Below are 23930 nucleotides of genomic sequence, written 5' to 3'. Positions count from 1 at the left end.
GCGGGCGCGGGGGCGTGCAGGGGTGTCGCGGCAGGCTGGGGTGCCGGGGCGGGCGCGGGTGGGGCACCGGGTGCGGTGGTGGGGGCGGTCGTCGCGGGAGAGGTGGTGGCGCCGCCCCTGATCCCTTCCAGCCACCGCCCGAACGCCGCGCGGTCCCGCGAAATGGCGTCCCAGCGGCGGTAGAAGGCGTTGTCGCGGACCGAGTACCCGGCCGCGTAGGAGGGGTGGGCGCCGCCGGGGACGACCGCGACCGCGTCGACGACCCAGGTGGGCAGGACGACGCCGCCGGGGCGCGGCTCCAGGGTGTCGACGAGTTCCTCGACGGTCACCAGGACGCGCCGGGCGGCCAGCGCCGCCTCCTTCTGCACACCGGTCAGGCCCCACAGCTGGACGTTGCCGGCCCGGTCGGCCTGCTGGGCGTGGATGACCGTGACGTCCGGGTTGAGGGCGGCGACGGCGGCCAGTTCCTCACCGGTGAACGGGCAGGTGACGGTGGCGACCGTGCGCGTACGGGAGGGGAGGTCGCTGCCGCGGTAGCCGCGCAGCACGGCGAACGGGAGCCCGGCCGCGCCCGCGGCATAGCGGTTGGCCATCCCGGCGTGACTGTGCTCGTCGGTCCGCAGCGGGCCGGGCCAGCCGTTCTCGACCGCGTCCCGGAAGCGGTGCAGCGAGCCGACGCCCGGGTTGCCGCCCCAGGAGAAGACCAGCTTCGCGGCCACGCCCGCGCCGATCAGCTGGTCGTAGACCACGTCGGGGGTCATCCGGGCGAGCGTGAGGCCGGTGCGGCCCTGGCGGATGATCTCGTGCGCCGCGGCGAACGGGATGAGGTGGGTGAACCCCTCCAGTGCCACGGTGTCCCCGTCGTGGATCAGCTCGGCGACGGCCTCGTGCAACGAACGGATGTCGGCCATATCGGCCCCGCCCTCCCGCCTCTGTCGAAGGTCCAGGCACCAGAAAGCGCCGGCTTGTTCGCACAGTGAACTTTAGTTCAGAATGGACGCTCCGAGTCTGGACCCCGCCCCCGACCCTGTCAACGGTCCGCCGGGTACGGTTCGCACGAGATCACCGCACGAGGGAGAGGCCATGACCCACCCCGCCCCCGCCGCACCGCCCTCCCCGGCCGCCCCGCCGGAAGCGGTGGGTCCGCTGATCCGCTGCCTGACCGTGCTGCGGGAGCTGTCGGCCGGCGGCGGCCGCCAGGCGGTGGGCGATCTGGTACGGGGCACCGGCCTGGCCCGGTCCACCGTCGACCGGGTGCTGAGCACCCTCGCCCGGCTCGGTTACGTCCGCGTCGAGGGCCGGGACGCGGTGCTCGCGCCGCGGTTGCTGGAGCTCGGCAACGCCTACCTCGCGGCGTCCGGGCTCCCGGACCGGCTGGGCCCGCTCGCCGACCGGCTGGCCGACGAGCTGGACGAGTCGGTCTCGCTCGCGGTCCCGGACGGCGACGGTGTGCGCTTCGTCCACCAGGCCACCCGCCGCCGCGCGATGTCCCTCGCCTTCCGCATCGGCGATCTGCTGCCCGCCGAACGCGGCGCGCCCGGGGCGCTGTTCGCGGACGCCTGGGACGCGGCGGACTGGGAGCGCTGGCGCCGCCGCCGCGCGGCCGACCCGACGGACGCCGGCTTCCCGGCCGTCCCCCCACGCCCCGACGACGAGACGGAGTCCGCCACTTCCCCAACCGCCCTGTTCGAGCGCCGAGTTGATACCGCCCGCGGGGCCGGCTGGTCGCTGGACGACCAGCTCATCGAACCGGGCCTGGTCGCGGTCGCGATGCCCGTACGGGACCCGTCCGGCCGGGTCGTCTGCGCGGTGAGCGTCGTCAGCCACACCAGCCGGCTGTCCGCCGCCGAGCTGCCCGGTGCGGTCCTCCCCCGGCTGCGCGACACGGTGACGGCCATGGAACTCGCCCTGACCGCCCCGCAGACGGCCCCTCCCACGCCGGAGCCGGGGGCCGCCGAGGGCGCGTCCGCCTCCTCCCACGCCTCCTGGATGCGGGCCTCCAAACAGGAGCTGGGCCCCGAGTTCGTCGAATCCATGGCCCGCGGACTGATCACCCTCACCGCCTTCGGCGCCGGCCGCGCGGCACTCCCGCTCACCGCCGTCGCGGAGGCCACCGGCCTGGCCCGGGCCACCGCCCGGCGGGCCCTGATCACCCTGGAGCACCTCGGCTACCTCGCCCTGGACGGCAGGCTCTTCCGGCTCACGCCGAAGGTGCTGGAGCTGGGCTTCGCACACCTCTCGGGCCTGACGCTGCCGGCCATCGCACAGCCCCACCTGGCCGCGCTGGTCGAGCGGGTGCACGACTCCGCCTCCATGGCGGTCCTCTCCGGCGACGACATCCAGTACGTCGCCCGGGTCCCCACCGTGCGCATCATGAGCGTCAACATCACCCTGGGCACCCGCTTCCCCGCGTACGCGACGTCCATGGGCCGCGCCCTGCTCGCCGGCCTGCCGCCCGCGGAGGTGTCCGCCCGGCTGTCCCTCACCGACCTCCGGCCGTTCACCCGGCACACCGTCACCGACGAGGAGGCCCTCCTGGGCATCGTCCGGCAGGTCCGGGCCGACGGATACGCCCTGGTCGACGAGGAGCTGGAGGAGGGCCTGCGCTCGCTCGCCGTCCCCGTGCGCGACCGCACCGGCGAGGTCGTGGCAGCCGTCAACGTCTCCACCCACGCGGGCCGCACCACCCCCGCCGCCACCCGCGACGCGCTCCTCCCGGCCCTGCGCGAGACGGCCACCGCCATCGAGGCGGACCTCGCGGTGGCCGGCCGGTACGTACGGATCCCCGTCCTGTGACGGCGCTTTCCGTCCCACCACCGGAGCCGGACTGGGAGGCGGCCCCCGTCTATCAGGGCGGAAAGCGCAACCCGGCCTTCCAGACGAGCGCATGGGACTACGCCGCCGGGAACTTCCGGCCGGTGGCCGGGCTGCGGGTCCCCCTGGAGGCACTCGCCGCACGCCTCCGCCTGACCCTCGAATCCGGCTGGGACGACCTGGGCGAGCTGGAGATCGCCCTGTTCCGGGTCCGGACCACCGACTTCGCACTCACCCGGCACGACGGACAGGACGTCGTCCTGGTGTGGCTCGCCCGCGCGAACCCCCAGGAGGACACCCGCCAGGAGGACACCCGCCAGGAGGACGCCGCCCTGGAGCTCCTACTGACCGTATGCGGACTCGACCACCGCGCCCTCCGCTTTGTCGGCAACCCGACGACCGGCCTCACACACTGCGAGGAGCGGCCCATCTGAGAGCCGTGGGTGCCGCCCCCCCGGTTACCCGCCCCTCCCCGTTACCCGGCCTCTCCCCGTGGCTCCGCCCCTCCCCGCTACTCGGCCCCCGCCGGTGCCTCTGTCTGTGCTCCCGCCGGCGCCGGCGACGCCGCTCCGCTGCCGACGCGGCGGGCCACCGGCACCAGGCCGATCGCGAGGGCACCCACCAGGCCCGCCAACGCGAAGGCCACGAAGCCCAGTTGGGCGTTGCCGCCGGCGGCGAGGATGCCGCCCAGCCAGGGGCCGACCACGGCGCCGGTGCGGCCGACGCCGGTCACCCAGCCCATGCCGGTGGCGCGGTCGGCGGCCGGGTAGACGCGGTCGGCGGCCGCGTAGACCATCACCTGGGCGCTGAAGAGCCAGATGCCGGTGACCGCGACCACGGCGTAGGTGAGGGCGAGCGGCAGGTGCGCCCTCAGGAGCAGGGCGCCGGCGGCGGTGAGCAGGAACCAGAGGGCGGAGACCCGCACCGGGCCGTAGCGGTCGGCGGTCGGCCGGCGATGAACATGCCGACGACCGCGCCGATGTTGATGACGAGCAGGAAGCTGACCGAGGAGGTGAGGCCGTACCCGGAGGCGCGCATCATCTGGGGCAGCCAGGTGCCGACGCCGTAGACGAGGAGCAGTCCGCAGAACGAGGCGAGCCAGAGGAGCGGCGTGGCCCAGCGGGCGCCGGGGCGGAAGAGGGCCAGGACGGAGGACGGCCGGCCGCCGGTCCCGGGGGCCGGGGCGTCGGCGGGGCCGGGGCGGGCCATGCCGTAGCGGTCGGCGATCGCATGGGCCTCGGCGGTACGGCCCTTGGCGAGCAGCACACCGGGGGACTCCGGCAGCAGGCGCAGCAGCAGCGGGATCGCGATCAGCGCGGGCAGTACACCGGCCCAGAAGATCGAACGCCAGCCGAGCGCGGGGGCGAGCGTCATGCCGAGGCCCGTCGCGAACATGCCGCCCACGTGGTACGAGGTCATCAGCAGGCCGGTGGCCAGTGCGGCCCGGCGCGGCGGGGCGAACTCCAGCACCATGGACAGGCAGATGGGCAGCAGGGAGCCGAAGCCGAGGCCGGCCAGGAACCGTCCGGCGCCGAAGGGCGCGGGGGTGCCGGAGAGCGCGCAGATCGCCGAGCCGAGGGAGAAGAGGGCGACGCTGGCGGCGAGGACCGGGCGACGGCCGAGGCGGTCGGTGACGGGTCCGATGGCGAGGGCGGCGACCAGCATGCCGAGCGTGGTCCAGCTGCCGATGGTGCCGGCCGTGGCGGGGCCGAGGCCGAGCCCGGGGTCGTCGAGCATCCGCGGCATGACGGCGCCGTAGACGTGGACGTCCATCCCCTCGAAGAAGACGGCGAGCCAGCACAGCGCCAGGACGGGCGCGACGGAGCGGAAGGTATGGCGCGGAGCGGTGGGTGGCATGGGCACCTCGGGCACCTCGTCTTCGGGATACGGCGAGCGGACTACCGGCTACCGGACTACGGCTACGGCTACGGCTACGGCTACGGACTACCGATCTCTCCGGTGGCGCTCGTCCGCCTGGTGAACTTTCGTTCGTTCGTGGGCCAGGATCATCTGCGCCCGTCCGGGGAGGTGTCAATGGTTCGAACGCGTAAGGCCGTTACGCGTTACCCATTCGCCGGACCCGCCGGACCCGCCGGACCCGCAGGCCCCTCCCGGCCCTCCCGGCCCTCCGACCCGTCCTCGTCCCGCTTCTTCGCCTCGGCGGCGGCCCGCTTCTCCGCCACCCGCCGGGCCATCTCCTCGCGCGCCTCGGCGGTGGCGGCCGACGGCCAGACCCGGTCCAGCGAGGCGTTCATCGCGGCGCCGACCAGCACCGCGAAGGCCGAGACGCCGATCCACAGCAGCACCGCGACCGGCGCCGCCAACGAGCCGTAGATCGTGGGCCCCTCGACCGTCGAGACCAGGTACAGCCGCAGCAGGAAACTGCCCAGCACCCAGATGCCGAGCGCCACCACCGCCCCGGGAATGTCCTCCGGCCAGGGCGACCGGACCGGCACCGACAGGTGGTAGAGCGTGGTGAGGAAGGCGACCGACAGCAGCAGGACGACCGGCCAGTACAGCGCCCGGACGACATGCTCACTGGCCGGCAGCAGGCTCACCACGGCGTCCGGCCCGGCCACCATCAGCGGCAGCGCCACCGCGCCGACCAGCAGCCCGGCGACGTACAGCGCGAACGACAGCAGCCGGGTCCGGACGATGCCGCGGCGGCCGTCGAGCCCGTACATGATCGTGATGGTGTCGACGAAGACGTTCAGGGCGCGGGAGCCGGACCACAGGGCGATGGCGAAGCCGAGCGAGATGACGTCGGGTCGGCGGCCGGTGAAGACGTCGTTCAGCAGCGGCCGGGCGACCTCGTCCACGCCCTTGTCGGAGAGCACCGTGCCGGCCAGGCCGAGGATGTGCTGCCGGACGTTGTCGAGCGTGTCGTGCCCGATCCAGGTCTGGGTGTAGCCGAGCACGCCGAGGAGACCGAGGATCAGCGGCGGCAGCGACAGCAGGCACCAGAACGCCGCCTCGGCGGCCAGTCCGGTGACGCGGTAGGTCATGCAGGAGTGGACGATGTCCTTGAGCAGCAACCAGGCGAGCCGGCGGGTGGAGACGTTGCGGTAGAGCACACGGGCCCTGGTCAGACGGCCCGCGTGCCGCTCGGTTGGTTCGTTCTCCGGCTGCACCTCCTTACCGTAGCTGCATGGCAGCCACCACTCACACGGTCACGAACCAGCCCCCGCCGCTGGTCGGATACGACGTGTTCGCGAGCGACCCGGCCCTCACGGAGGGCATCACCCGGCACATCGCCGCCGACCGCCTGGACGAGGTCCGCCAGGAACTGGGCCGGCTGGGCGAAGCCGCCGGCTCCGCGCACGCCCAGCAGTGGGGCGAGCAGGCCAACGCCCACCCCCCGGTGCTGCACACCCACGACCGCTACGGCCACCGGATCGACGAGGTGGAGTTCCACCCGGCCTGGCACCGGCTGCTCGGGCACGCCGTCTCCGCCGGGCTGAACGACGCCTGGTCACGACCGGACGGCCATCTGCGCCGCACCGCGGGCTTCATCGTGTGGACCCAGGCCGAGGCGGGCCACGGCTGCCCGCTGTCGATGACCCATGCGGCGGTGCCCGCCCTGCGCCACGAGCCGGAGCTGGCCGCCGAATGGGAGCCGCTGCTGACCTCGTGGATCTACGAGCAGGAGCTGGGGCCGGCCGCCGAGAAGGCCGGCGCGCTGGCGGGCATGGCCATGACAGAGAAGCAGGGCGGCAGCGACGTACGCGCCAACACCACCCGCGCCGAACCGCTGTCGGCCCCCGGCGAGTACGTGCTGACCGGGCACAAGTGGTTCTGCTCGGCCCCGATGTCCGACGCGTTCCTGGTGCTGGCCCAGGCGCCGGGGGGTTTGACCTGCTTCCTGCTGCCGCGGGTGCTGCCGGACGGCTCCCGCAACTCCTTCCGCATCCAGCGGCTCAAGGACAAGCTCGGCAACCGGTCGAACGCCTCGGCGGAGGTCGAGTTCGACGGGCGGACGTGGGCGCGCCGGGTCGGCGAGGAGGGCCGCGGGGTGGCGACGATCATCGAGATGGTCGCGGCGACCCGGCTGGACTGCGTCAGTGCGTCGGCGGCGGTGATGCGGCAGGCGGTGGCCCAGGCGCTGCACCACACCGCGTACCGCGAGGCGTTCGGCCGCCGGCTGACGGACCAGCCGCTGATGCGCAACGTCCTGGCCGATCTGGCGCTGGAGTCGGAGGCGGCGACCACGCTCGCGCTGCGGCTGGCGGCGGCGTACGACGGCGGCACCGAACAGGACCGGCAGCTGCTGCGGCTGGCGGTCCCCGCGGCGAAGTACTGGGTGACCAAGCGCTGCACGCCGGTGGTGGCCGAGGCACTGGAGTGCCTGGGCGGCAACGGCTACGTCGAGGAGTCGGGGCTGCCGCGGCTGCTGCGCGAGGCGCCGCTGAACTCGATCTGGGAGGGTTCGGGGAACATCCAGGCACTGGACGTGCTGCGCGCCCTGCGCCGCGAACCCGGCGCGCTGGACGCCTACTTGACCGAGATCGGTACGGCGCGCGGCGCGGACCACCGGCTGGACCGGGCAATCAAGGGGATGCTCACCGAACTCGCCGACCTGGAGGGCATCGAGGCCCGGGCCCGGCGCCTGGTGGAGCGGATGGCGCTGGTGCTCCAGGGCTCGCTGCTGGTACGCCACGCGCCCCCCGCGGTCGCGGACGCCTTCTGCGCCTCCCGCCTGGGCGGCGACGCCGGCGCGGCCTTCGGCACCCTGCCCCACACCCTGGACCTGGCAACGGTGGTGAACCGGTCCCGGCCGGTGCTGGACTGCTGAGGACGACGGCGGGCGCTGCCGCGTCGCCGAGGGCAACAACGGCCGACGGCGCGGAGTTGCCGAGGACCGGCCCGCTGCCCTGGACCTGGCCCGCTGCTGCCCTTAGGGGGCGGTCGAACGGATCCCGTAGGGGACACGAAGGCCCCCTGCGGGGCCACAACGAGGCGGCGGCGAGGGATATTCCCGGCGTGGGAGGTTTCCAACGAGGAGGATTCCCGGCGCGGGAGGTTCCCGGCGCGGGAGGTTCCCGGCCAGAGAGATTCCCGGCCAGGAAGGTCACCGGCCGGCGAAGTTGACGTCACGCCGGGCCTGCCCTCAGAGGGTCGGCGCGGCGGCGGCTCCCCGTCGCTTCGGGGCGTGGCCTCGCGAAGGGACGGGGACAGGGGGTAGCCGCCGCCGCGCCGGTCGGGGAGCGGTGCCGCGCCGACTCGGCACCGCTCCCCCGTCTCAGGGCCGCCAGGCTGCCCCTGGCGGGCCTTCCGGGTCGCCGCGCCCGCGCAGTGCCGCGTCGATGACCAGGATGATCTCGTCGTCGGGGGTGTCCGCCCCTACGGTCAGCAGCACCCCGCGCGCGTCGTAGTAGCGCAGCACGCGGGAGGTCTCCTCCGTACCGCTCGATCCCGCCCCGGGCAGCAGCACCACCAGGTCGACGAGGGCCAGTACGGGCAGCAGACCGCCGGCGCCGGCCACCCGGTCCAGCAGTTGCGGCGGGCTGTCGATCACATAGCCGTCGTCAGGCAGCAACTGACGCTTTATCAGGATGTCGACCGCGGGCAGCAGGGGGATCGCGTAGTGGCCGGCCAGCCGGGCGGCCCGTGCCCTTCGTACCCCCTCACCCGCTCCGATCACCACGACGCGCGGAGCAGCGGCCACCGTGGAGCCCCCTCCCCCGCACCGTACCGACGTCGCGCAGCGGCCGATGGACTTCCCGGCGACAACCGGCGGGCTCTCCGACGGGTGACCGGCGAATCCGCGGTGGCGAGATGCCATCGGCCGCTCGGGCCAGAGTCCCGTTTCCCCGTCATACGCCACAACGGTTGCAGGGCGTTGCACTTCCCGGGAGCCGATGTGGGCAATGGCGCCTCCATGGCGGGCCGATGACGGCACGATGGGCGCACGGACCGGGGGACCTCCCGGGCGGGCCGACCGTGAACCCGTGAGCCCGGCATGATCGGGGGACGCCCCCCGGGGGACAGTGCACAACGGAGAGCAGCGTGAGCGACAGCACGATCGACAGCGCCATCTGGTCGGCCCAGGAAGTCCGTGCCACCGCCCGCCGGCTCGCCACCGCCCGCGAGACCGCGCTCGCCGGCGGGGCGCCCGGTGGCCCGGCCGACGCCCCCCGTGCGGTGATCGGCGCTTCGTGGCGCCGGGCGCTGGACTCCGGTGTCGACCCGGACGCCGATCCGGCCCAACGGCCGCTCTCGGTCGCCGAGTTGGAGTACCGGCGGCAGAGGTCGCAGCTGGCGGCGGTGCTGCCGGTGCTGAACGAGGGGCTGCTGGCGGCCGCCGACGCGGCGCAGCAGATCATGGTCGTCACCGACGCCGAGGGCCGGGTCCTGTGGCGGGAGGGCAGCGCGCCGGTACGGCGGATGGCCGACCGGCTCGGTTTCGACAAGGGCGCCGACTGGACGGAGCAGGTCGTCGGCACCAACGCCATCGGCACCGCCCTGGTGGCCCGCCGCCCGGTGCTGGTGCACTCCGCCGAGCACTTCGTACGCAGCCACCACCAGTGGACGTGTGCCGCGGCTCCGCTGCACGACCCGCGGGACGGGCGGCTGCTGGGCACCGTGGACGTCAGCGGACCGGCGCAGTCCTTCCACCCCACCACGCTCTCGCTGGTGTCCGCGGTCGCCCGGCTCGCCGAGGGTGAGCTGCGCACCCGTCACCACCGGTCGCTGGAGCGGCTGCGGTCGAGCGCGGCGCCGGTGCTGGCGCGGCTCGGCGGGCAGGCGCTGGTGGTCGATCCGAACGGCTGGGTCGTGGCCGTCACGGGGCTGACGCCGCCGGACCGGTTGGCGCTGCCGAAGGCGCCCGCGGCCGGGCCGCTGTGGTTGCCGCGCTACGGCATGTGTGCCCTGGAGCCGCTTCCGGGCGGCTGGCTGGTCCGGGTGGGGCGGGCGGAGCGGGAGCCGGTGCCGAGCCGGGTCGTCGTGGACGTCAGCCGGCGGGACGGCTCGACGGTCACGGTCAGCGGGCCGGCCGGCAGCTGGTCGCACGAGCTGTCGCCGCGCCATGCCGAGCTGCTCTTCGTGCTGGCCGCGCAGCCGCAGGGGCGCACCGCGGCCGAACTCGCCCAGGACCTCTTCGGCGACGCCGGGCGTACGGTGACGGTGCGTGCCGAGCTGTCCCGGCTGCGCCGCCATCTGGGGAGCGTGCTGGCGCACCGGCCGTACCGCTTCGCCGACGGGGTGGAGGTGGAGCTGCGGCTCCCGGCGCGGCCCGGGCGACTGCTGCCGCACTCGCTGGCGCCGGCGGTGGCGGCGGCCCGGCGGGGGCGGCACCCGTCCTGAGCCGGCGGCGCGGCGGGCAGCACCGGAGGCAGATTCCGCCGGTCGGGATGCGGAACGGCGAGTTCGCGGCGGCGGAACGGCGAGTCCGCTGCGACCGTACGGCGAACCCGCGCCGGAAATTCGAGCGCCTCGCCGACGCGGTGTTCGGCCCGGCGTGACCGCGGCCGGCCCGGAACTCGCGCGACCGGGCGGGGACCGGGACCGGGCGTGCCCGGGCGGGGGCCGAGCCCGGGCCCGGCCGAGTCCGGGGCCGGCACCCGTTCGGACGTCCGGTGTCGCCGCCGGGGCGGGCACGGCCTAGCGTGCCGACCGGGCCATGAAGGTGGTGGCCGCGGCGTGCGGGAGGTGAGCGATGAGCCCGACGGATCCGCCGGAGGCGGCGCCCGCGGAGGCAGCGCCCGCGGAGGCAGCCGCGGTCGCGCGCCGGCCGCGGTGGGGCGTGCTCGCGCTGGCCGGTCTGGTGGGGTTCGGGATGCTGCGGCAGGGGCTGTCGGACGATCCGGACGGGCCGCCGCAGCCGGGTGCCGCCACCTCGGTGGTGCCCGGTGGCGCGGCCGGCCCCGCGGCCGCGCCACTGCCCCGTTCGGCCCCGGCCGAGGTCGACATCCCGGCGCTCGCGGTGTCCGCGCCGGTGCTGCCGCTGGGCCTGGACAAGGACGGCTGGATCGAGGCCCCACCGGACGGGAACCCCAATCTGGCGGGCTGGTACGCGGACGCGCCCTCCCCGGGGGAGCGGGGCACCGCCGTCCTCGTCGGGCACGTCGACACCCACAGTGGTCCCGCGGTCTTCTACGGGCTGGGCCGCCTGGCGAAGGGCAGCACGATCCGGGTGATCCGCGAGGACGGGCGGACCGCGGTCTTCGAGGTCTACGGCGTCCAGGTCTTCGACAAGCGCGATTTCCCCGCCCGTAAGGTCTACGGCGGCACCGGACACCCCGAGCTGCGCGTGCTGACCTGCGGGGGTCCGTACGCGCCGGGGTCCGGGTACACGGGCAATGTGGTGGTCTTCGCCAGGATGACCGGGAGCGTGTGAGGACGTAGGGGACGTGAGGTGCCCACGGGCGGCCGCACGAGCCGCCCCGGCTGCCCCGGCCGCCGGGGCGCGCGGGCGCGCGGGCCGGGATGCCCCACGATGCGAACCACCGTCTCACCATGCGGAACGCCGGAAGCCTCCCTTCCACCGAAGGCCCGTCCCCGCCCCGCCCCGCCCGGCTGCACCCGGCCGCACCCCTGCCCCGCCCGGCCCCGCTCCCCCGCGTCCCGATGTGATGTATTGGCCGCATGAGCATCTCGGTCACCACCTGGTACCTCGAACAGACCTCGCGCGCCGATCTGTCCCGCGGGCAGGAGCCGCCGGCCGGGCAGGGTGTCCGGATCGCCCGGGCCGAGGTGCCTTCGCCGGAGTTCAGCCGCTTCCTCTACACGGCGGTGGGCGGGGACGTCACCTGGACCGACCGGCTGCCGTGGTCGTACGCGCAGTGGGCGGAGTACTTGGGGCGGCCGGGGACCGAGACCTGGGTGGCGTACGAGCGTGGGACGCCCGCGGGATTCATCGAGCTGGCCGCGGGGCCGGACGCCTCCGTGGAGATCGTCTACTTCGGGCTGATACCGGCCTTCCGGGGCCGCCGGATCGGCGGCCATCTGCTGACGTACGGCATCGAGCGGGCCTGGGACCTGGCCGAACGGTGGCCGGACCGGCCGTCGACGCGCCGGGTCTGGGTGCACACCTGCAGCAAGGACGGTGAGCACGCGATGGCCAACTACGAACGTCGCGGCTTCCGGGTCTACGACACCACGGTGACCGAGGAGCCCGACGTGCCGGCGCCGGGCCCCTGGCCGGGCGCCGGACCGCTCGCCTTGCCTCCGCAATCGACCGCCGGGAAGTGATCGACGTCACCCTGTCTCATCAAGCGGGACAGGGTTGTCCACATCATGGATAGCGGTGGACTGGCCGGAGAGCGGCGTGCCACGCTTCCGTCATGTCCAGAGCTGGAATTGCCTTGGTGAGTCGGCGGCACGTCGACCTCGGCCGCATGTCCAGCGCCATTTGTCGGGCGGGCTGAGGCTGTTTCCAGCCAGGGCCCATGGCCCTGGACAGCACCCGGCACCACCGATCACCCGCCGTCCCCATCGTCGCGGACGCGCCGGAACCCCCTTTGACCCGCAGCTGTCGCCGACGCGTTGCCCACGCGCCGCGCTTCGGCGTGTCTGCGCAGGTCGGCACGGGTCTCCGGCGTCGGTCCCGATCCCCCCGCCCGCCCAGAAGGACGTACACCCATGGCCGCCTCCCCCGACCGACCCGCAGCCGCTTCGACCCGCCGCAAGGCCGGACGCCACCGCGGCGAGGGCCAGTGGGCCGTAGGTCATTTCACGCCGCTCAACGGAAACGAGCAGTTCAAGAAGGACGACGACGGTCTCAATGTGCGGACACGCATTGAGACGATCTACTCCAAGGCCGGTTTCGACTCGATCGACCCCAACGACCTGCGCGGGCGCATGCGTTGGTGGGGCCTCTACACCCAGCGCAAGCCCGGGATCGACGGCGGCAAGACCGCGATCCTGGAGCCGGAGGAGCTGGACGACAAGTACTTCATGCTGCGGGTCCGGGTCGACGGCGGCCGGCTGACGGTGGCCCAGCTCCGGGCCATCGGCGAGGTCTCCGAGCAGTACGCCCGCGGCACCGCGGACATCACCGACCGGCAGAACATCCAGCTGCACTGGATCCGGATCGAGGACGTCCCGGCCATCTGGGAGAAGCTGGAGGGCGTCGGGCTGTCCACGACCGAGGCGTGCGGCGACTGCCCGCGCGTGATCATCGGCTCCCCGGTGGCCGGTATCGCCGAGGACGAGATCATCGACGGCACCCCGGCCGTGGAGGAGATCCACGAGCGCTACATCGGCAGCAAGGAGTTCTCCAACCTGCCGCGCAAGTTCAAGACCGCGATCTCCGGCTCCCCGGTCCAGGACGTGGTCCACGAGATCAACGACGTGGCGTTCGTCGGCGTCGTCCACCCCGAGCACGGCCCGGGCTTCGACCTGTGGGTCGGCGGCGGACTGTCCACCAACCCCAAGCTCGCCCAGCGGCTGGGCACCTGGGTCCCGCTGGACGAGGTCGCGGACGTCTGGGCCGGAGTGGTCGGGATCTTCCGCGACTACGGCTACCGCCGGCTGCGCAACCGCGCCCGGCTGAAGTTCCTGGTGGCCGACTGGGGCATCGAGAAGTTCCGCCAGGTGCTGGAGGACGAGTACCTGAACCGGAAGCTGATCGACGGCCCGGCGCCCGAGGAGCCCGTCCAGAGGTGGCGCGACCACGTCGGCGTGCACCGGCAGCAGGACGGCCGCTTCTACGTCGGCTTCGCCCCGCGCGTCGGCCGGGTCGACGGCACCACCCTCACCAAGATCGCCGAACTCGCCGCCGCGCACGGCTCGGACCGCCTGCGCACCACCGTCGAGCAGAAGATGATCATCCTCGACGTCGCGGAGGACCAGGTCGACGCACTGGTCGCGGGCCTGGAGGCGCTGGACTTCCAGGTCACGCCCTCCCCGTTCCGCCGCGGCACGATGGCCTGCACCGGCATCGAGTTCTGCAAGCTGGCGATCGTGGAGACCAAGGGCCGCGGCGCGTCCCTGATCGACGAACTGGAGCGCCGCCTCCCGGACTTCGACGAGCCGCTGACCATCAACCTCAACGGCTGCCCCAACGCCTGCGCCCGCATCCAGACCGCGGACATCGGCCTCAAGGGCCAGCTGGTCCTGGACGACGACGGCAACCAGGTCGAGGGCTACCAGGTGCACCTGGGCGGCGCACTGGGCCTGGAGGCCGGCTTCGGCCGCAAGGTCCGCGGCCTGAAGGTCACCGCCGACGAACTCCCCGACTACGTCGAGCGGGTGCTGCGCAACTTCCAGGAGCAGCGCGAGGACGGCGAGCGCTTCGCCACCTGGGCCGCCCGGGCGGAAGAGGGTGCGCTGAAGTGAGCGAGCGAGCCGCGCCCTTCTACTGCCCGTACTGCGGGGACGAGGACCTGCGGCCTTCGGAAGAGGGCCACGGCACGTGGGAATGCCGGTCCTGCAGCCGTGCGTTCCGGCTGTCGTTCCTGGGCCTGCTGGCCGCCGGGACGTCCGCCAACCCCCCTGCCACTGACGGAGGTGCGTCGTGACCACCGCTACCGATCTCCAGCAGCTCGCCGAGCAGGCGGGCCGTGACCTGGAGGACGCGTCCGCCCTGGAGATCCTCACCTGGGCCGCCGAGACCTTCGGTCCGCGCTTCTGCGTCACCTCCTCGATGGAGGACGCGGTCGTCGCGCACCTGGCCTCGCGGGCCTTCCCGGGCGTGGACGTGGTCTTCCTGGACACCGGCTACCACTTCCCCGAGACGATCGGGACCCGCGACGCGGTCGCCGAGGTGATGGACGTCAACCTGATCACCCTGACGCCCCGTCAGACGGTGGCCGAGCAGGACGCCGAGTACGGGCCGAAGCTGCACGACCGCGACCCCGACCTGTGCTGCGCCCTGCGCAAGGTCAAGCCGCTCGAAGAGGGCCTGACCGGGTACGACGCCTGGGCGACCGGACTGCGCCGGGACGAGTCGCCGACCCGGGCGAACACCCCCGTCGTCGGCTGGGACGCCAAGCGGCAGAAGGTGAAGGTCTCGCCCATCGCCCGCTGGACGCAGGCCGACGTGGACGCGTACGTGGCCGAGCACGGGGTGCTCACCAACCCGCTGCTGATGGACGGTTACGCCTCCGTCGGCTGCGCGCCCTGCACCCGGCGGGTGCTGGAGGGCGAGGACGCCAGGGCCGGCCGCTGGGCCGGGAGCAACAAGACCGAGTGCGGGCTGCACGGATGACGACGCATCAGGAGATATCCATGACGGGCGCCACGATCTGGCTGACCGGTCTGCCGAGCGCGGGCAAGACGACCATCGCGCGCGAGCTGGCCGGGAAGCTGCGCGGCGAGGGCCACCGCGTCGAGGTGCTCGACGGCGACGAGATCCGCGAGTTCCTCTCCGCGGGCCTCGGCTTCACCCGCGAGGACCGGCACACCAACGTCCAGCGGATCGGCTTCGTCGCCGAACTGCTGGCCAGCAACGGCGTCAAGGCGCTGGTGCCGGTGATCGCGCCCTACGCGGACAGTCGCGAGGCGGTGCGCAAGCGCCACCAGACCGAGGGCACCGCGTATCTGGAGGTGCACGTGGCGACCCCGGTCGAGGTGTGCTCCGAGCGCGATGTGAAGGGCCTGTACGCCAAGCAGGCGGCCGGCGAGATCTCCGGGCTGACCGGCGTGGACGACCCGTACGAGGCTCCCGGATCGCCCGATCTGCGCATCGAGTCGCATACCCAGACCGTGCAGGAGTCCGCCGCGGCGCTGCATGCGCTGCTCGTCGAAAGGGGACTGGCGTGACCACGGCTGCTTCCATCACCGAGACCGGCCCGGGGCACGAGGGCGACTCCCCGTACGCGCTGTCGCACCTGGACGCGCTGGAGTCCGAGGCGGTGCACATCTTCCGCGAGGTGGCGGGCGAGTTCGAGCGGCCGGTGATCCTGTTCTCCGGCGGCAAGGACTCCATCGTCATGCTGCACCTGGCGCTGAAGGCGTTCGCGCCGGCCGCGGTGCCGTTCTCGCTGCTGCACGTCGACACCGGGCACAACTTCCCCGAGGTCCTCGACTACCGCGACCGCACGGTCGAGCAGCACGGGCTGCGGCTGCACGTCGCCTCCGTGCAGGACTTCATCGACCGCGGTGAGCTGCGCGAACGTCCCGACGGCACCCGTAACCCGCTGCAGACCGTGCCGCTGCTGGACGCCATCGAGAAGAACCGCTTCGACGCGGTCTTCGGCGGCGGCCGCCGGGACGAGGAGAAGGCGCGCGCCAAGGAGCGGGTGTTCTCGCTGCGCGACGAGTTCGGCGGCTGGGACCCGCGCCGGCAGCGCCCGGAGCTGTGGCAGCTGTACAACGGCCGGCACTCGCCCGGTGAGCACGTCCGGGTCTTCCCGCTGTCCAACTGGACCGAGCTGGACGTCTGGCAGTACATCGCCCGCGAGAAGATCGAGCTGCCCGCCATCTACTACGCCCACGAGCGCGAGGTCTTCGCCCGCAGCGGCATGTGGCTGGCGCCGGGCGAGTGGGGCGGCCCGAAGGACGGCGAGGCGGTCGAGACCCGTCTGGTGCGCTACCGCACCGTCGGCGACATGTCCTGCACCGGCGCGGTCGATTCCGACGCCGACACCATCGAGAAGGTGATCGCCGAGATCGCCGCGTCCCGGCTGACCGAGCGGGGCGCGACGAGGGCCGACGACAAGATGTCCGAGGCCGCCATGGAGGACCGCAAGCGCGAGGGGTACTTCTAACCATGAGCACCACCAATGCCGCCACCGGTGCCGTGGACGCCGGCGCCACCTCGCTGCTGCGCTTCGCCACCGCCGGTTCCGTCGACGACGGCAAGTCCACGCTGGTGGGCCGGCTGCTGCACGACTCCAAGTCCGTGCTGGCCGACCAGCTGGAGGCCGTCGAGCGCGCGTCGCTGGGCCGCGGGCAGGAGACGCCGGACCTGGCGCTGCTGACCGACGGGCTGCGCGCCGAGCGCGAGCAGGGCATCACCATCGACGTCGCCTACCGCTACTTCGCCACGCCGCGCCGCCGGTTCATCCTGGCGGACACCCCGGGGCACGTGCAGTACACCCGCAACATGGTCACCGGCGCCTCGACCGCCGAGCTGGCCGTGGTGCTGGTCGACGCCCGCAACGGCGTGGTCGAGCAGACCCGCCGGCACGCCGCGGTCGCCGCCCTGCTGCGCGTCCCGCACGTCGTGCTGGCCGTCAACAAGATGGACCTGGTCGGCTACGAGGAGTCCGTCTTCGCCGCTATCGCCGAGGAGTTCACGACCTACGCGGGCTCGCTGGGCGTCCCGGAGATCACCGCGATCCCGATCTCCGCGCTGGCCGGTGACAACGTGGTGTCCCCGTCGGCCAACATGGACTGGTACGGCGGCCCGACGGTGCTGGAGCACCTGGAGACCGTGCCGGTGGTCGCCGATCCGTCGGACGACCCGGCCCGCTTCCCGGTGCAGTACGTGATCCGGCCGCAGACCGCCGAGCACCCCGACTACCGCGGTTACGCGGGCCAGATCGCCGCCGGTGTGCTGCGCGTCGGCGATGCGGTGACGGTGCTGCCCTCGGGCCGTACGAGCACGATCGAGGGGATCGACGCGCTCGGGGAGGCCGTGGACGTCGCCTGGGCGCCGCAGTCGGTGACCGTCCGGCTGGCCGACGACATCGACGTCTCGCGCGGTGATCTGATCGCCCCGACGGCGACCGCGCCGGCCGTCACGCAGGACATCGAGGCGACCGTGTGCCATGTGGCGGACCGTCCGCTGACCGTCGGGCAGCGGGTGCTGCTCAAGCACACCACCCGCACCGTCAAGGCGATCGTCAAGGACATCCCGTCCCGGCTGACGCTGGACGACCTCTCGCAGCACCCGGCGCCCGGTGAGCTGGCCGCCAACGACATCGGCCGGGTGGTGGTCCGGACGGCCGAGCCGCTGGCCCTGGACGCGTACGCGGACTCCCGGCGCACCGGCTCGTTCCTGCTGATCGACCCGGCGGACGGCACGACGCTGACCGCGGGGATGGCGGGCACCGCGTTCGCGGAGGCGGCCGCCGAGGCGGCGCCGGCCGAGGGGACGGACGACGACGGATGGGACTTCTGAGCATGCTGAACGACGTCTTCTCGACCTTCGCCAAGGAGGGCGGCCGCATCGGCAGCGGCGCCATGGGGAGCGGACAGGGCGGAGTCGGCCGATGTGTGTGCTGACGATGCTCGACTCCGTACCCCCCACGCCTCCTTTCCGAAGATCCATCGCACCGCCGGGCGCGCCTTAGAGGGCGCGTAGTCCCCGGCCCTCCGAGAGGAACCACCTCCGTGTCTGCCGTTCGACACCGCCTGCTGGCGGCCGCCGTCTCCGTCCCCGTGCTGATCGGCGCGCTGGGCGCCTGCGGTTACGGTTCCGAGGCCAAGAAGGACACCTCCGCCCAGGTCGCCCCCAAGGGGCCCAAGACCGACGGGCTCGATCAGATCAAGCTCGGCTTCTTCGGCAACACCACCCACGCCACCCCGCTGATCGGCCTCCAGAACGGCCGGTTCCAGAAGGAGCTGGGCGGCACCGAGGTGAAGACCTCCCTCTTCAACGCGGGCCCCGCCGAGATCGAGGCGCTCAACTCGGGCGCGATCGACATCGGCTGGATCGGCCCCTCCCCCGCCATCAACGGCTACGCCAAGTCGCACGGCAAGAGCCTGAAGATCATCTCCGGTTCGGCGTCCGGCGGTGTCTCGCTCGTCGTCAACCCCAAGAAGGTCAAGGGTCTCGGCGACCTCAAGGGCAAAACGATCGCGACCCCGCAGCTGGGCAACACGCAGGACGTGGCGCTGCTCAACTTCCTTTCGGACAAGGGCTACAAGGTCGACGCCACCACGGGCAAGGGCGATGTCACCGTGCAGCGCACCGACAACAAGGTGACGCCGACCGCCTTCGAGCAGGGGTCCATCGACGGTGCCTGGGTGCCCGAGCCCACCGCCTCCAAGCTCGTCGCGGCGGGCGGCAAGACCATCCTGGACGAGAAGAAGCTGTGGAAGGACGGCAAGTTCGTCATCACGAACGTGATCGTCTCGCAGAAGTTCCTCAAGGAGCACCCGAAGGCCGTGGAGGCGGTACTGCGCGCCTCGGTGAAGACCAACGCCTGGATCCGGTCGCACCCGGACGAGGCGAAGAAGGCCCTCAACGCCAAGCTCGCCGAGCCGGACGTGGCCGGTAAGGCGCTGCCGGCCGACGTCCTCGACCCGGCCTTCAAGAACATCGACATCACCGACGACCCGCTGGCCGCCACCCTCCAGGAGGAGGCCGACCACGCCGTCAAGGCGGGCCTGCTGAAGAAGCCGGACCTGACGGGCATCTACGACCTCACGCTGCTGAACAAGGTCCTCAAGTCCGAGGGCAAGCAGCCGGTCGACGACGCCGGTCTCGGCACCAAGTAAGCCCGTAGCTCCGCACTCCCCCAGGAGGTGACACCGATGACGACCACCACGCTCACCAAGCAGCAGCCCGCCACGGCGGACACGGGCACCACCGTGCCGTACGCGGCTCGCATCGATCACGTTTCGAAGTCGTTCGGCCGCCCGGGCGCCCAGCAGCACGTGCTGGACGACATCGACATCGAGGTGGCACCCGGCGAGTTCGTCTGCCTCCTGGGGGCGTCCGGCTGCGGCAAGTCCACCCTGCTCAACCTCGTGGCCGGTCTGGACGCGCCGTCCGCCGGCCGCATCGAGACGCCGGGCGGCCGGCCGGCCCTGATGTTCCAGGAACACGCGCTGTTCCCGTGGCTGACCGCGGGCCGCAACATCGAACTGGCACTGCGGCTGCGCGGGGTGCCGCGGGCCGAGCGCCGGGACGAGGCCGAGCGGCTGCTCGAACTCGTCCGCCTCAAGGGCGCCTACGGCAAGCGGGTGCACGAGCTGTCCGGCGGTATGCGCCAGCGGGTGGCGATGGCCCGGGCGCTCGCCCAGGACAGTCAACTGCTGCTGATGGACGAGCCGTTCGCCGCGCTGGACGCGATCACCCGGGACGTGCTGCACGACGAGCTGACCCGCATCTGGCAGGAGACGCAGCTGTCGGTCCTGTTCGTCACGCACAACGTCCGCGAGGCGGTGCGGCTGGCCCAGCGGGTGGTCCTGTTGTCCTCCCGTCCGGGCCGGGTGGCCCGCGAGTGGCAGGTGGACATCCCGCAGCCGCGGCGCATCGAGGACGCCGCGGTCGCCGACCTGTCCATCGAGATCACCGAACAGCTGCGTGGGGAGATCCGCCGCCATGGCCAGCACTGAGACCCGGGCCGGGGCCACGACCACCCGGACCGACGACGACCCGGCCGCCTCCGGCACCGCGGCGAAGGGCGGTGACGCCGCGGACCTCGCCGGTCTGGAGGCCGGACTCGACGCCCTGGAATCCACTGTCGTGCACCGGCAGCCCTGGCTGCGGACCGCCGTGTCGAAGGCGGTCCCGCCGATCGTCGCGATCGTCGTCGTGCTGGCGCTGTGGCAGCTCGCCTACCACTTCCAGCTCAAGCCGCACTACCTGCTGCCCAGTCCCGTCGACGTCGGCCGCTCGCTCCAGCAGAAGTGGCTGGAGGGCACGCTGCTGGGCTTCGTGTGGACCAGCGTCTCGCGCGGTGCGCTGGGCTTCGTGGCTTCGGTCGCCATCGGTACGGTGCTCGGGCTGATCGTCGCCCGGGTCAAGGCCGTACGGGCCGCGATCGGGCCGATCCTGAGCGGTCTGCAGTCGCTGCCGTCGGTGGCCTGGGTGCCGGCCGCGATCATCTGGTTCGGGCTGAGCGACGCCACGATCTACGCGGTGGTGCTGCTCGGCGCCGTCCCGTCCATCGCCAACGGCCTGGTGTCCGGCGTCGACCAGATCTCACCGCTCTACCTGCGCGCGGGCCGCACCATCGGCGCGACGGGTCTGGCCGGGGTGCGGCATGTGCTGCTGCCGGCCGCGCTGCCGGGCTACCTGGCGGGCCTGAAGCAGGGCTGGGCGTTCTCCTGGCGTTCCCTGATGGCTGCCGAGCTGATCGTCAACGCGCCCGATCTGGGCACCGGTCTGGGCCAGTTGCTGGAGCAGGGCCGGGAGCTGCAGGACATGTCCTGGGTGCTCGCGGCGATCTTCCTCATCCTCGTCGTCGGCATCGGCATCGAGCTGCTGATCTTCGCGCCGATCGAGCGGCGGGTGCTGCGCAGCCGCGGTCTCCTGGTCAAGAACTGATCCCATGAGCGCACGTCCCACTCTCCTCGTCGTCGCCCACGGCAGCCGCGACCCACGGCACGCGGCGACCGTCGCCGCGCTCTGCGCGCGCGTCCGGTCGCTGCGGCCCGGGCTGCGTGTCGAGGTCGGCCATCTGGACTTCAACGCACCCCGGGTCCCCCGGGTGCTGGAGCGGCTGGCGGCCGAGGGAGAGCGGGAGGTCCTGGCGCTGCCGCTGCTGCTGACCCGGGCGTTCCACGCGAAGTCCGACATCCCGGCGGTGCTGCGCGAGGCGGCCGCCCGGCTGCCGCGGCTGACCATCCGTCAGGCCGAGGTGCTCGGCCCGTCCACCCTCCTGACCGCCGCGCTGGAGCGCCGGCTGGCGGAGGCCGGGCTGCGGCCCGGGGACCGTCGCTCGACCGGGGTCGTGCTGGCCTCGGCGGGCTCCTCAGACCCGGAGGCGATCGCAGTGATCGCTGAAATCGCGCGGGAGTGGCGGCGCACCGCTGGTTGGTGTGCCGTGCGACCTGCGTTCGCCTCCGCATCTCTGCCCCGTACGGCCGAGGCCGTACGGGCCCTGCGGGCCGAGGGCGTGGCGCGGGTGGCCGTCGCCCCCTACGTCATCGCCCCCGGCTTCCTCCCGGACCGGATCGCGGCCGGCGCCCGGGAGGCCCGGGCGGACGTCCTCGCGCCGGTCCTCGGCGACGCCCCCGAGCTGGCCCGGCTGCTGCTGCGGCGCTACGACCAGTCACTGGTGGCCCGGGCCCGCGGCGACCTGTCGTCCCTGATCGCCTGAGGGCCGCGGGCCACCGCTCCGGCACCGGGGCTCAGCCGGCCGTCCGTACCCAGGCCGTCGTCCACGGCGGCAGCCGGTCGTCGCTCAGCGGTGCGGAGGACAGCAGCAGTTCGCCTTCGGGCAGCGGTCGGGCGGCGTCCGAGAGGTTGGTCAGGCACTCCCAGCCGCCGGAGCGGCGGAAGTGCAGCAGTCCGCCGGCCACCGCTTCGGGGCCGCCGATCCACTCCAGTACCTCGTCGGCGAGCAGTCCGCGGCGGAGGCGCAGCGCGGCGCGGTAGAGCTCCAGGGGGGCGGCCGGATCGCCCTGCTGGGCCTCGACGGACAGCCCGCCCCAGCCCGGCGGCTGCGGCAGCCAGGACCCGCCGCTGCCGAAGCCGTACGAGCTTCCCCCGCGCCGCCAGGGCAGCGGCACCCGGCAGCCGTCCCTGCCCTTCGACCGGCCGCGGCTGCGGGTCCACACCGGGTCCTGCAGGGCTTCGCGGGGCAGGTCGGCGACCTCGGGCAGGCCCAGTTCCTCGCCCTGGTAGACGTAGGCGGAACCGGGCAGCGCCAGCATCAGCAGGGTCGCGGCGAGCGCCCGACGCAGACCGAACGCCCGGTCCACGGGCGGCCGTTGGCCGTCGGAGAGCAGCCAGGCCTCCTCGTCGCAGCCGTCCGGCAGGCCGTGCCGGGAGGCGTGCCGGATCACGTCGTGGTTGGAGAGCACCCAGGTCGCGGTGGCGCCGGCCGCCCGGGCGTCGGCGAGCGCGGTGTCGATGGAGGACCGGAGCTCCCCGGCGTGCAGCGACGCCCTGAGGAAGTCGAAGTTGAACGCCTGGCCCAGCTCCTGCGGGGTGGCGTAGGCGGTGCGCCGGGAGTTGCGCACCCAGGCCTCGGCGACCGCGATCCGCGGCGGGTCGTACTCGTCGAAGACCGTGCGCCAGTCGCGGAAGATCTCGTGCACCTCGTCGCGGTCCCAGAAGGGGTGGCTGCCGTCCTCGGGCAGGTCGTCCGGTTGGTAGCTCTCGACGGTGCCGATGTCGCGGAGCGGCGCAGCCAGGTCCTTGGCGAGGCCGTGCGCCACATCGACCCGGAAGCCGTCCACGCCGCGGTCCGACCAGAAGCGCAGGGTCTTGCGGAACTCCGTGCGGACCTCGGGGTTGTCCCAGTTGAAGTCGGGCTGCTGCGGGGCGAAGAGGTGGAGGTACCACCAGCCGTCGGGCAGCCGGGTCCAGGCGGGACCGCCGAAGCAGGAGACCCAGTCGGTGGGCGGCTCCGCGCCGTCCGGGCCCTTGCCCTCGCGGAAGACGTAGCGCTCCCGCGCGGCGGACCCCGGGCCGGCCCGCAGCGCCTCCTGGAACCAGACGTGCTGGTGGGAGGAGTGGTTGGGCACGATGTCGACCATCACCTTGAGGCCGAGGCGGTGCGCCTCGGTGACCAACGCGTCGAAGTCGTCGAGGGTGCCCAGCCGCGGATCGACGTCGCGGTAGTCGGCGACGTCATAGCCGCCGTCGGCCAGTTCGGAGGGGTAGAAGGGGCTCAGCCAGACGGCGTCCACTCCGAGGTCGGCGAGGTGGCCGAGCCGGGAGGTCACACCGGGGAGGTCGCCGATGCCGTCGCCGTCGGAGTCGGCGAAGCTGCGCGGGTACACCTGGTAGACGACGGCCTGCCGCCACCAGTCGCGGCTGCTGCGGCCGGCCGTCGTGGGTTCCGGGCCGAGATGCTGTGCGGTCACGTGGCTGCCTTTCGGTAGCGGGTGTCTCACCGGATGGGTCGACGGGCGGGAAGGGGCGGCGCCCCTGGCGGGGCTGTCATCCCTTGACCGGCGCTGAGGTCATGCCCAAGTCGGAGGTCATGCCCAAGTCGGAGGTCATGCCCGAGGCGATCGAACGGCGGAAGATCACGACCAGGACGCTGATGGGCAGGGTGGCCGCCACGGCCCCCGCGAACAGCGTCCCGTAGGGGACGGTGCACCGGCCGGCGAAAAGCGTGATGACGACCGGAACCGTGCGGTATCCGTCCTCGCTGTTGAACGTCCACGCCAGCAGGAACGCCGTCAGCGTCAGCAGGAACTCCGTCCAGGTCGCGGTGAGGGTGAAGATCCCGCCCGGAGATGTGGAGAGGCGGACAGCGGCGCTGGAGGGCGCGGAGGTTCGGCTCGGCCACCACCGGGCCGGTCCGGACCGGGAGTTCGGACACCCTCCAGGTGACAGTGGCCGGGGTACGCGGGACGTGGGCGGCCTGGGTCAGCAA

23 protein-coding genes and 1 pseudogene are annotated in these 23930 nt (G+C 73.1%); 18 read left to right on the top strand and 6 right to left on the bottom strand.

Annotated elements, in window-relative coordinates; all coding sequences use genetic code 11:
• Positions 1–122 precede the first annotated feature (122 nt).
• Positions 123–911 (bottom strand): annotated as a pseudogene (locus tag ACGF4C_RS05000) (CoA transferase subunit A); the annotation flags it as partial.
• 172 nt (positions 912–1083) lie between these two features.
• Here ACGF4C_RS05000 and ACGF4C_RS04995 point away from each other — a divergent pair.
• Positions 1084–2796, top strand: a complete 1713-nt coding sequence (locus tag ACGF4C_RS04995; protein WP_393563332.1) for an IclR family transcriptional regulator C-terminal domain-containing protein — start codon at positions 1084–1086, stop codon at positions 2794–2796.
• Positions 2793–3248 carry a hypothetical protein gene (locus ACGF4C_RS04990; protein ID WP_393563331.1) on the top strand — a complete coding sequence of 152 codons (456 nt, stop codon included), beginning with the start codon at positions 2793–2795 and terminating at the stop codon, positions 3246–3248. Before ACGF4C_RS04995 ends, ACGF4C_RS04990 begins: the two co-directional genes overlap by 4 nt.
• Positions 3249–3325: 77 nt before the next feature.
• On the opposite strand, the gene ACGF4C_RS04985 is transcribed toward ACGF4C_RS04990, so the two are convergent.
• From ACGF4C_RS04985 to ACGF4C_RS04975, 3 genes are all read right to left on the bottom strand, one after another.
• Positions 3326–3739, bottom strand: a complete 414-nt coding sequence (locus ACGF4C_RS04985) for a hypothetical protein (protein ID WP_393563330.1) — start codon at positions 3737–3739, stop codon at positions 3326–3328.
• Positions 3685–4671: an MFS transporter gene (locus ACGF4C_RS04980; protein ID WP_393563456.1), complete on the bottom strand. Its 987-nt coding sequence runs from the start codon at positions 4669–4671 to the stop codon at positions 3685–3687. The genes ACGF4C_RS04985 and ACGF4C_RS04980 overlap by 55 nt, the downstream gene beginning before the upstream one ends.
• Before the next feature lie 206 nt (positions 4672–4877).
• Positions 4878–5945, bottom strand: coding sequence for a YihY/virulence factor BrkB family protein (locus ACGF4C_RS04975; protein WP_393563329.1), 1068 nt, complete (start codon positions 5943–5945; stop codon positions 4878–4880).
• 17 nt (positions 5946–5962) lie between these two features.
• Here ACGF4C_RS04975 and ACGF4C_RS04970 point away from each other — a divergent pair, with 17 nt between their 5' ends.
• Complete coding sequence (locus ACGF4C_RS04970; protein ID WP_393563327.1) at positions 5963–7606, top strand: acyl-CoA dehydrogenase family protein; 1644 nt, start codon at positions 5963–5965, stop codon at positions 7604–7606.
• 447 nt (positions 7607–8053) lie between these two features.
• Here ACGF4C_RS04970 and ACGF4C_RS04965 read toward each other — a convergent pair whose 3' ends face one another.
• Positions 8054–8479: a hypothetical protein gene (locus ACGF4C_RS04965; RefSeq protein ID WP_393563325.1), complete on the bottom strand. Its 426-nt coding sequence runs from the start codon at positions 8477–8479 to the stop codon at positions 8054–8056.
• Positions 8480–8820: 341 nt separating this feature from the next.
• Between ACGF4C_RS04965 and ACGF4C_RS04960 the strand changes: the two genes are divergently transcribed.
• The 14 genes from ACGF4C_RS04960 (at position 8821) to ACGF4C_RS04895 (ending at position 21698) form a co-directional block, all read left to right on the top strand.
• Positions 8821–10119 (top strand): GAF domain-containing protein, encoded by a 1299-nt coding sequence (locus ACGF4C_RS04960; protein WP_393563323.1) that lies wholly within the window; start codon positions 8821–8823, stop codon positions 10117–10119.
• Between the two features lie 352 nt (positions 10120–10471).
• Positions 10472–11152 (top strand): class F sortase, encoded by a 681-nt coding sequence (locus ACGF4C_RS04955; RefSeq protein WP_393563321.1) that lies wholly within the window; start codon positions 10472–10474, stop codon positions 11150–11152.
• Positions 11153–11400: 248 nt separating this feature from the next.
• Positions 11401–12006 (top strand): GNAT family N-acetyltransferase, encoded by a 606-nt coding sequence (locus ACGF4C_RS04950; protein WP_393563319.1) that lies wholly within the window; start codon positions 11401–11403, stop codon positions 12004–12006.
• Between the two features lie 92 nt (positions 12007–12098).
• Positions 12099–12182, top strand: a complete 84-nt coding sequence (locus ACGF4C_RS04945) for a putative leader peptide (RefSeq protein WP_350257049.1) — start codon at positions 12099–12101, stop codon at positions 12180–12182.
• A 214-nt stretch (positions 12183–12396) separates the two neighbouring features.
• Positions 12397–14094, top strand: coding sequence for a nitrite/sulfite reductase (locus ACGF4C_RS04940; RefSeq protein WP_393563317.1), 1698 nt, complete (start codon positions 12397–12399; stop codon positions 14092–14094).
• Complete coding sequence (locus tag ACGF4C_RS04935) at positions 14091–14276, top strand: hypothetical protein (protein WP_393563315.1); 186 nt, start codon at positions 14091–14093, stop codon at positions 14274–14276. The genes ACGF4C_RS04940 and ACGF4C_RS04935 overlap by 4 nt, the downstream gene beginning before the upstream one ends.
• Positions 14273–14965 (top strand): phosphoadenylyl-sulfate reductase, encoded by a 693-nt coding sequence (locus ACGF4C_RS04930; protein ID WP_030412550.1) that lies wholly within the window; start codon positions 14273–14275, stop codon positions 14963–14965. The genes ACGF4C_RS04935 and ACGF4C_RS04930 overlap by 4 nt, the downstream gene beginning before the upstream one ends.
• A 20-nt stretch (positions 14966–14985) precedes the next feature.
• Entirely contained in the window at positions 14986–15519 is a 534-nt protein-coding gene (gene cysC, locus ACGF4C_RS04925) for an adenylyl-sulfate kinase (RefSeq protein ID WP_393563313.1), read from the top strand.
• Positions 15516–16466, top strand: a complete 951-nt coding sequence (cysD, locus tag ACGF4C_RS04920) for a sulfate adenylyltransferase subunit CysD (protein WP_393563311.1) — start codon at positions 15516–15518, stop codon at positions 16464–16466. Before cysC ends, cysD begins: the two co-directional genes overlap by 4 nt.
• 2 nt (positions 16467–16468) lie before the next feature.
• Positions 16469–17824: a sulfate adenylyltransferase subunit 1 gene (locus tag ACGF4C_RS04915; protein ID WP_393563309.1), complete on the top strand. Its 1356-nt coding sequence runs from the start codon at positions 16469–16471 to the stop codon at positions 17822–17824.
• 212 nt (positions 17825–18036) lie between these two features.
• The gene (locus ACGF4C_RS04910) at positions 18037–19146 is read left to right on the top strand and encodes an aliphatic sulfonate ABC transporter substrate-binding protein (RefSeq protein WP_393563308.1); all 1110 of its coding nucleotides are present in this window, start codon (positions 18037–18039) and stop codon (positions 19144–19146) included.
• A 36-nt stretch (positions 19147–19182) separates the two neighbouring features.
• Entirely contained in the window at positions 19183–19989 is an 807-nt protein-coding gene (locus ACGF4C_RS04905) for an ABC transporter ATP-binding protein (protein ID WP_393563307.1), read from the top strand.
• Positions 19976–20923 (top strand): ABC transporter permease, encoded by a 948-nt coding sequence (locus tag ACGF4C_RS04900; protein ID WP_393563305.1) that lies wholly within the window; start codon positions 19976–19978, stop codon positions 20921–20923. Before ACGF4C_RS04905 ends, ACGF4C_RS04900 begins: the two co-directional genes overlap by 14 nt.
• A gap of 4 nt (positions 20924–20927) precedes the next feature.
• Positions 20928–21698, top strand: coding sequence for a sirohydrochlorin chelatase (locus tag ACGF4C_RS04895; protein ID WP_393563304.1), 771 nt, complete (start codon positions 20928–20930; stop codon positions 21696–21698).
• A 31-nt stretch (positions 21699–21729) separates the two neighbouring features.
• Here ACGF4C_RS04895 and ACGF4C_RS04890 read toward each other — a convergent pair whose 3' ends face one another.
• Positions 21730–23412 carry an alpha-amylase family glycosyl hydrolase gene (locus ACGF4C_RS04890; RefSeq protein ID WP_393563303.1) on the bottom strand — a complete coding sequence of 561 codons (1683 nt, stop codon included), beginning with the start codon at positions 23410–23412 and terminating at the stop codon, positions 21730–21732.
• Positions 23413–23513: 101 nt separating this feature from the next.
• On the opposite strand from ACGF4C_RS04890, the gene ACGF4C_RS04885 reads away from it, so the two are divergent.
• On the top strand, positions 23514–23639 hold the full coding sequence (locus tag ACGF4C_RS04885) for a hypothetical protein (RefSeq protein WP_393563301.1): 126 nt from the start codon (positions 23514–23516) through the stop codon (positions 23637–23639).
• Positions 23640–23930 lie beyond the last annotated feature (291 nt).

Source organism: Streptomyces sp. NPDC048197 (genome assembly GCF_043202395.1).
GTDB classification, from domain to species: Bacteria; Actinomycetota; Actinomycetes; order Streptomycetales; family Streptomycetaceae; genus Streptomyces; species Streptomyces siderophoricus.
Note: the sequence above shows the minus strand (reverse complement) of the source record. Positions and strands in the feature narration are given on the sequence as shown.

Excerpts from the sequence above, each read along its gene's own strand:
- ACGF4C_RS04940 (WP_393563317.1), top strand. The coding sequence starts at position 12,397 with ATGGCCGCCTCCCCCGACCGACCCGCAGCCGCTTCGACCCGCCGCAAG.
- ACGF4C_RS04995 (WP_393563332.1), top strand. The coding sequence starts at position 1,084 with ATGACCCACCCCGCCCCCGCCGCACCGCCCTCCCCGGCCGCCCCGCCG.
- ACGF4C_RS04970 (WP_393563327.1), top strand. The coding sequence starts at position 5,963 with ATGGCAGCCACCACTCACACGGTCACGAACCAGCCCCCGCCGCTGGTC.
- ACGF4C_RS04915 (WP_393563309.1), top strand. The coding sequence starts at position 16,469 with ATGAGCACCACCAATGCCGCCACCGGTGCCGTGGACGCCGGCGCCACC.
- ACGF4C_RS04955 (WP_393563321.1), top strand. The coding sequence starts at position 10,472 with ATGAGCCCGACGGATCCGCCGGAGGCGGCGCCCGCGGAGGCAGCGCCC.
- ACGF4C_RS04950 (WP_393563319.1), top strand. The coding sequence starts at position 11,401 with ATGAGCATCTCGGTCACCACCTGGTACCTCGAACAGACCTCGCGCGCC.
- ACGF4C_RS04900 (WP_393563305.1), top strand. The coding sequence starts at position 19,976 with ATGGCCAGCACTGAGACCCGGGCCGGGGCCACGACCACCCGGACCGAC.
- ACGF4C_RS04895 (WP_393563304.1), top strand. The coding sequence starts at position 20,928 with ATGAGCGCACGTCCCACTCTCCTCGTCGTCGCCCACGGCAGCCGCGAC.
- ACGF4C_RS04885 (WP_393563301.1), top strand. The coding sequence starts at position 23,514 with ATGCCCAAGTCGGAGGTCATGCCCAAGTCGGAGGTCATGCCCGAGGCG.
- ACGF4C_RS04980 (WP_393563456.1), bottom strand. The coding sequence starts at position 4,671 with ATGCCACCCACCGCTCCGCGCCATACCTTCCGCTCCGTCGCGCCCGTC.
- cysC (WP_393563313.1), top strand. The coding sequence starts at position 14,986 with ATGACGGGCGCCACGATCTGGCTGACCGGTCTGCCGAGCGCGGGCAAG.
- ACGF4C_RS04945 (WP_350257049.1), top strand. The coding sequence starts at position 12,099 with ATGTCCAGAGCTGGAATTGCCTTGGTGAGTCGGCGGCACGTCGACCTC.
- ACGF4C_RS04905 (WP_393563307.1), top strand. The coding sequence starts at position 19,183 with ATGACGACCACCACGCTCACCAAGCAGCAGCCCGCCACGGCGGACACG.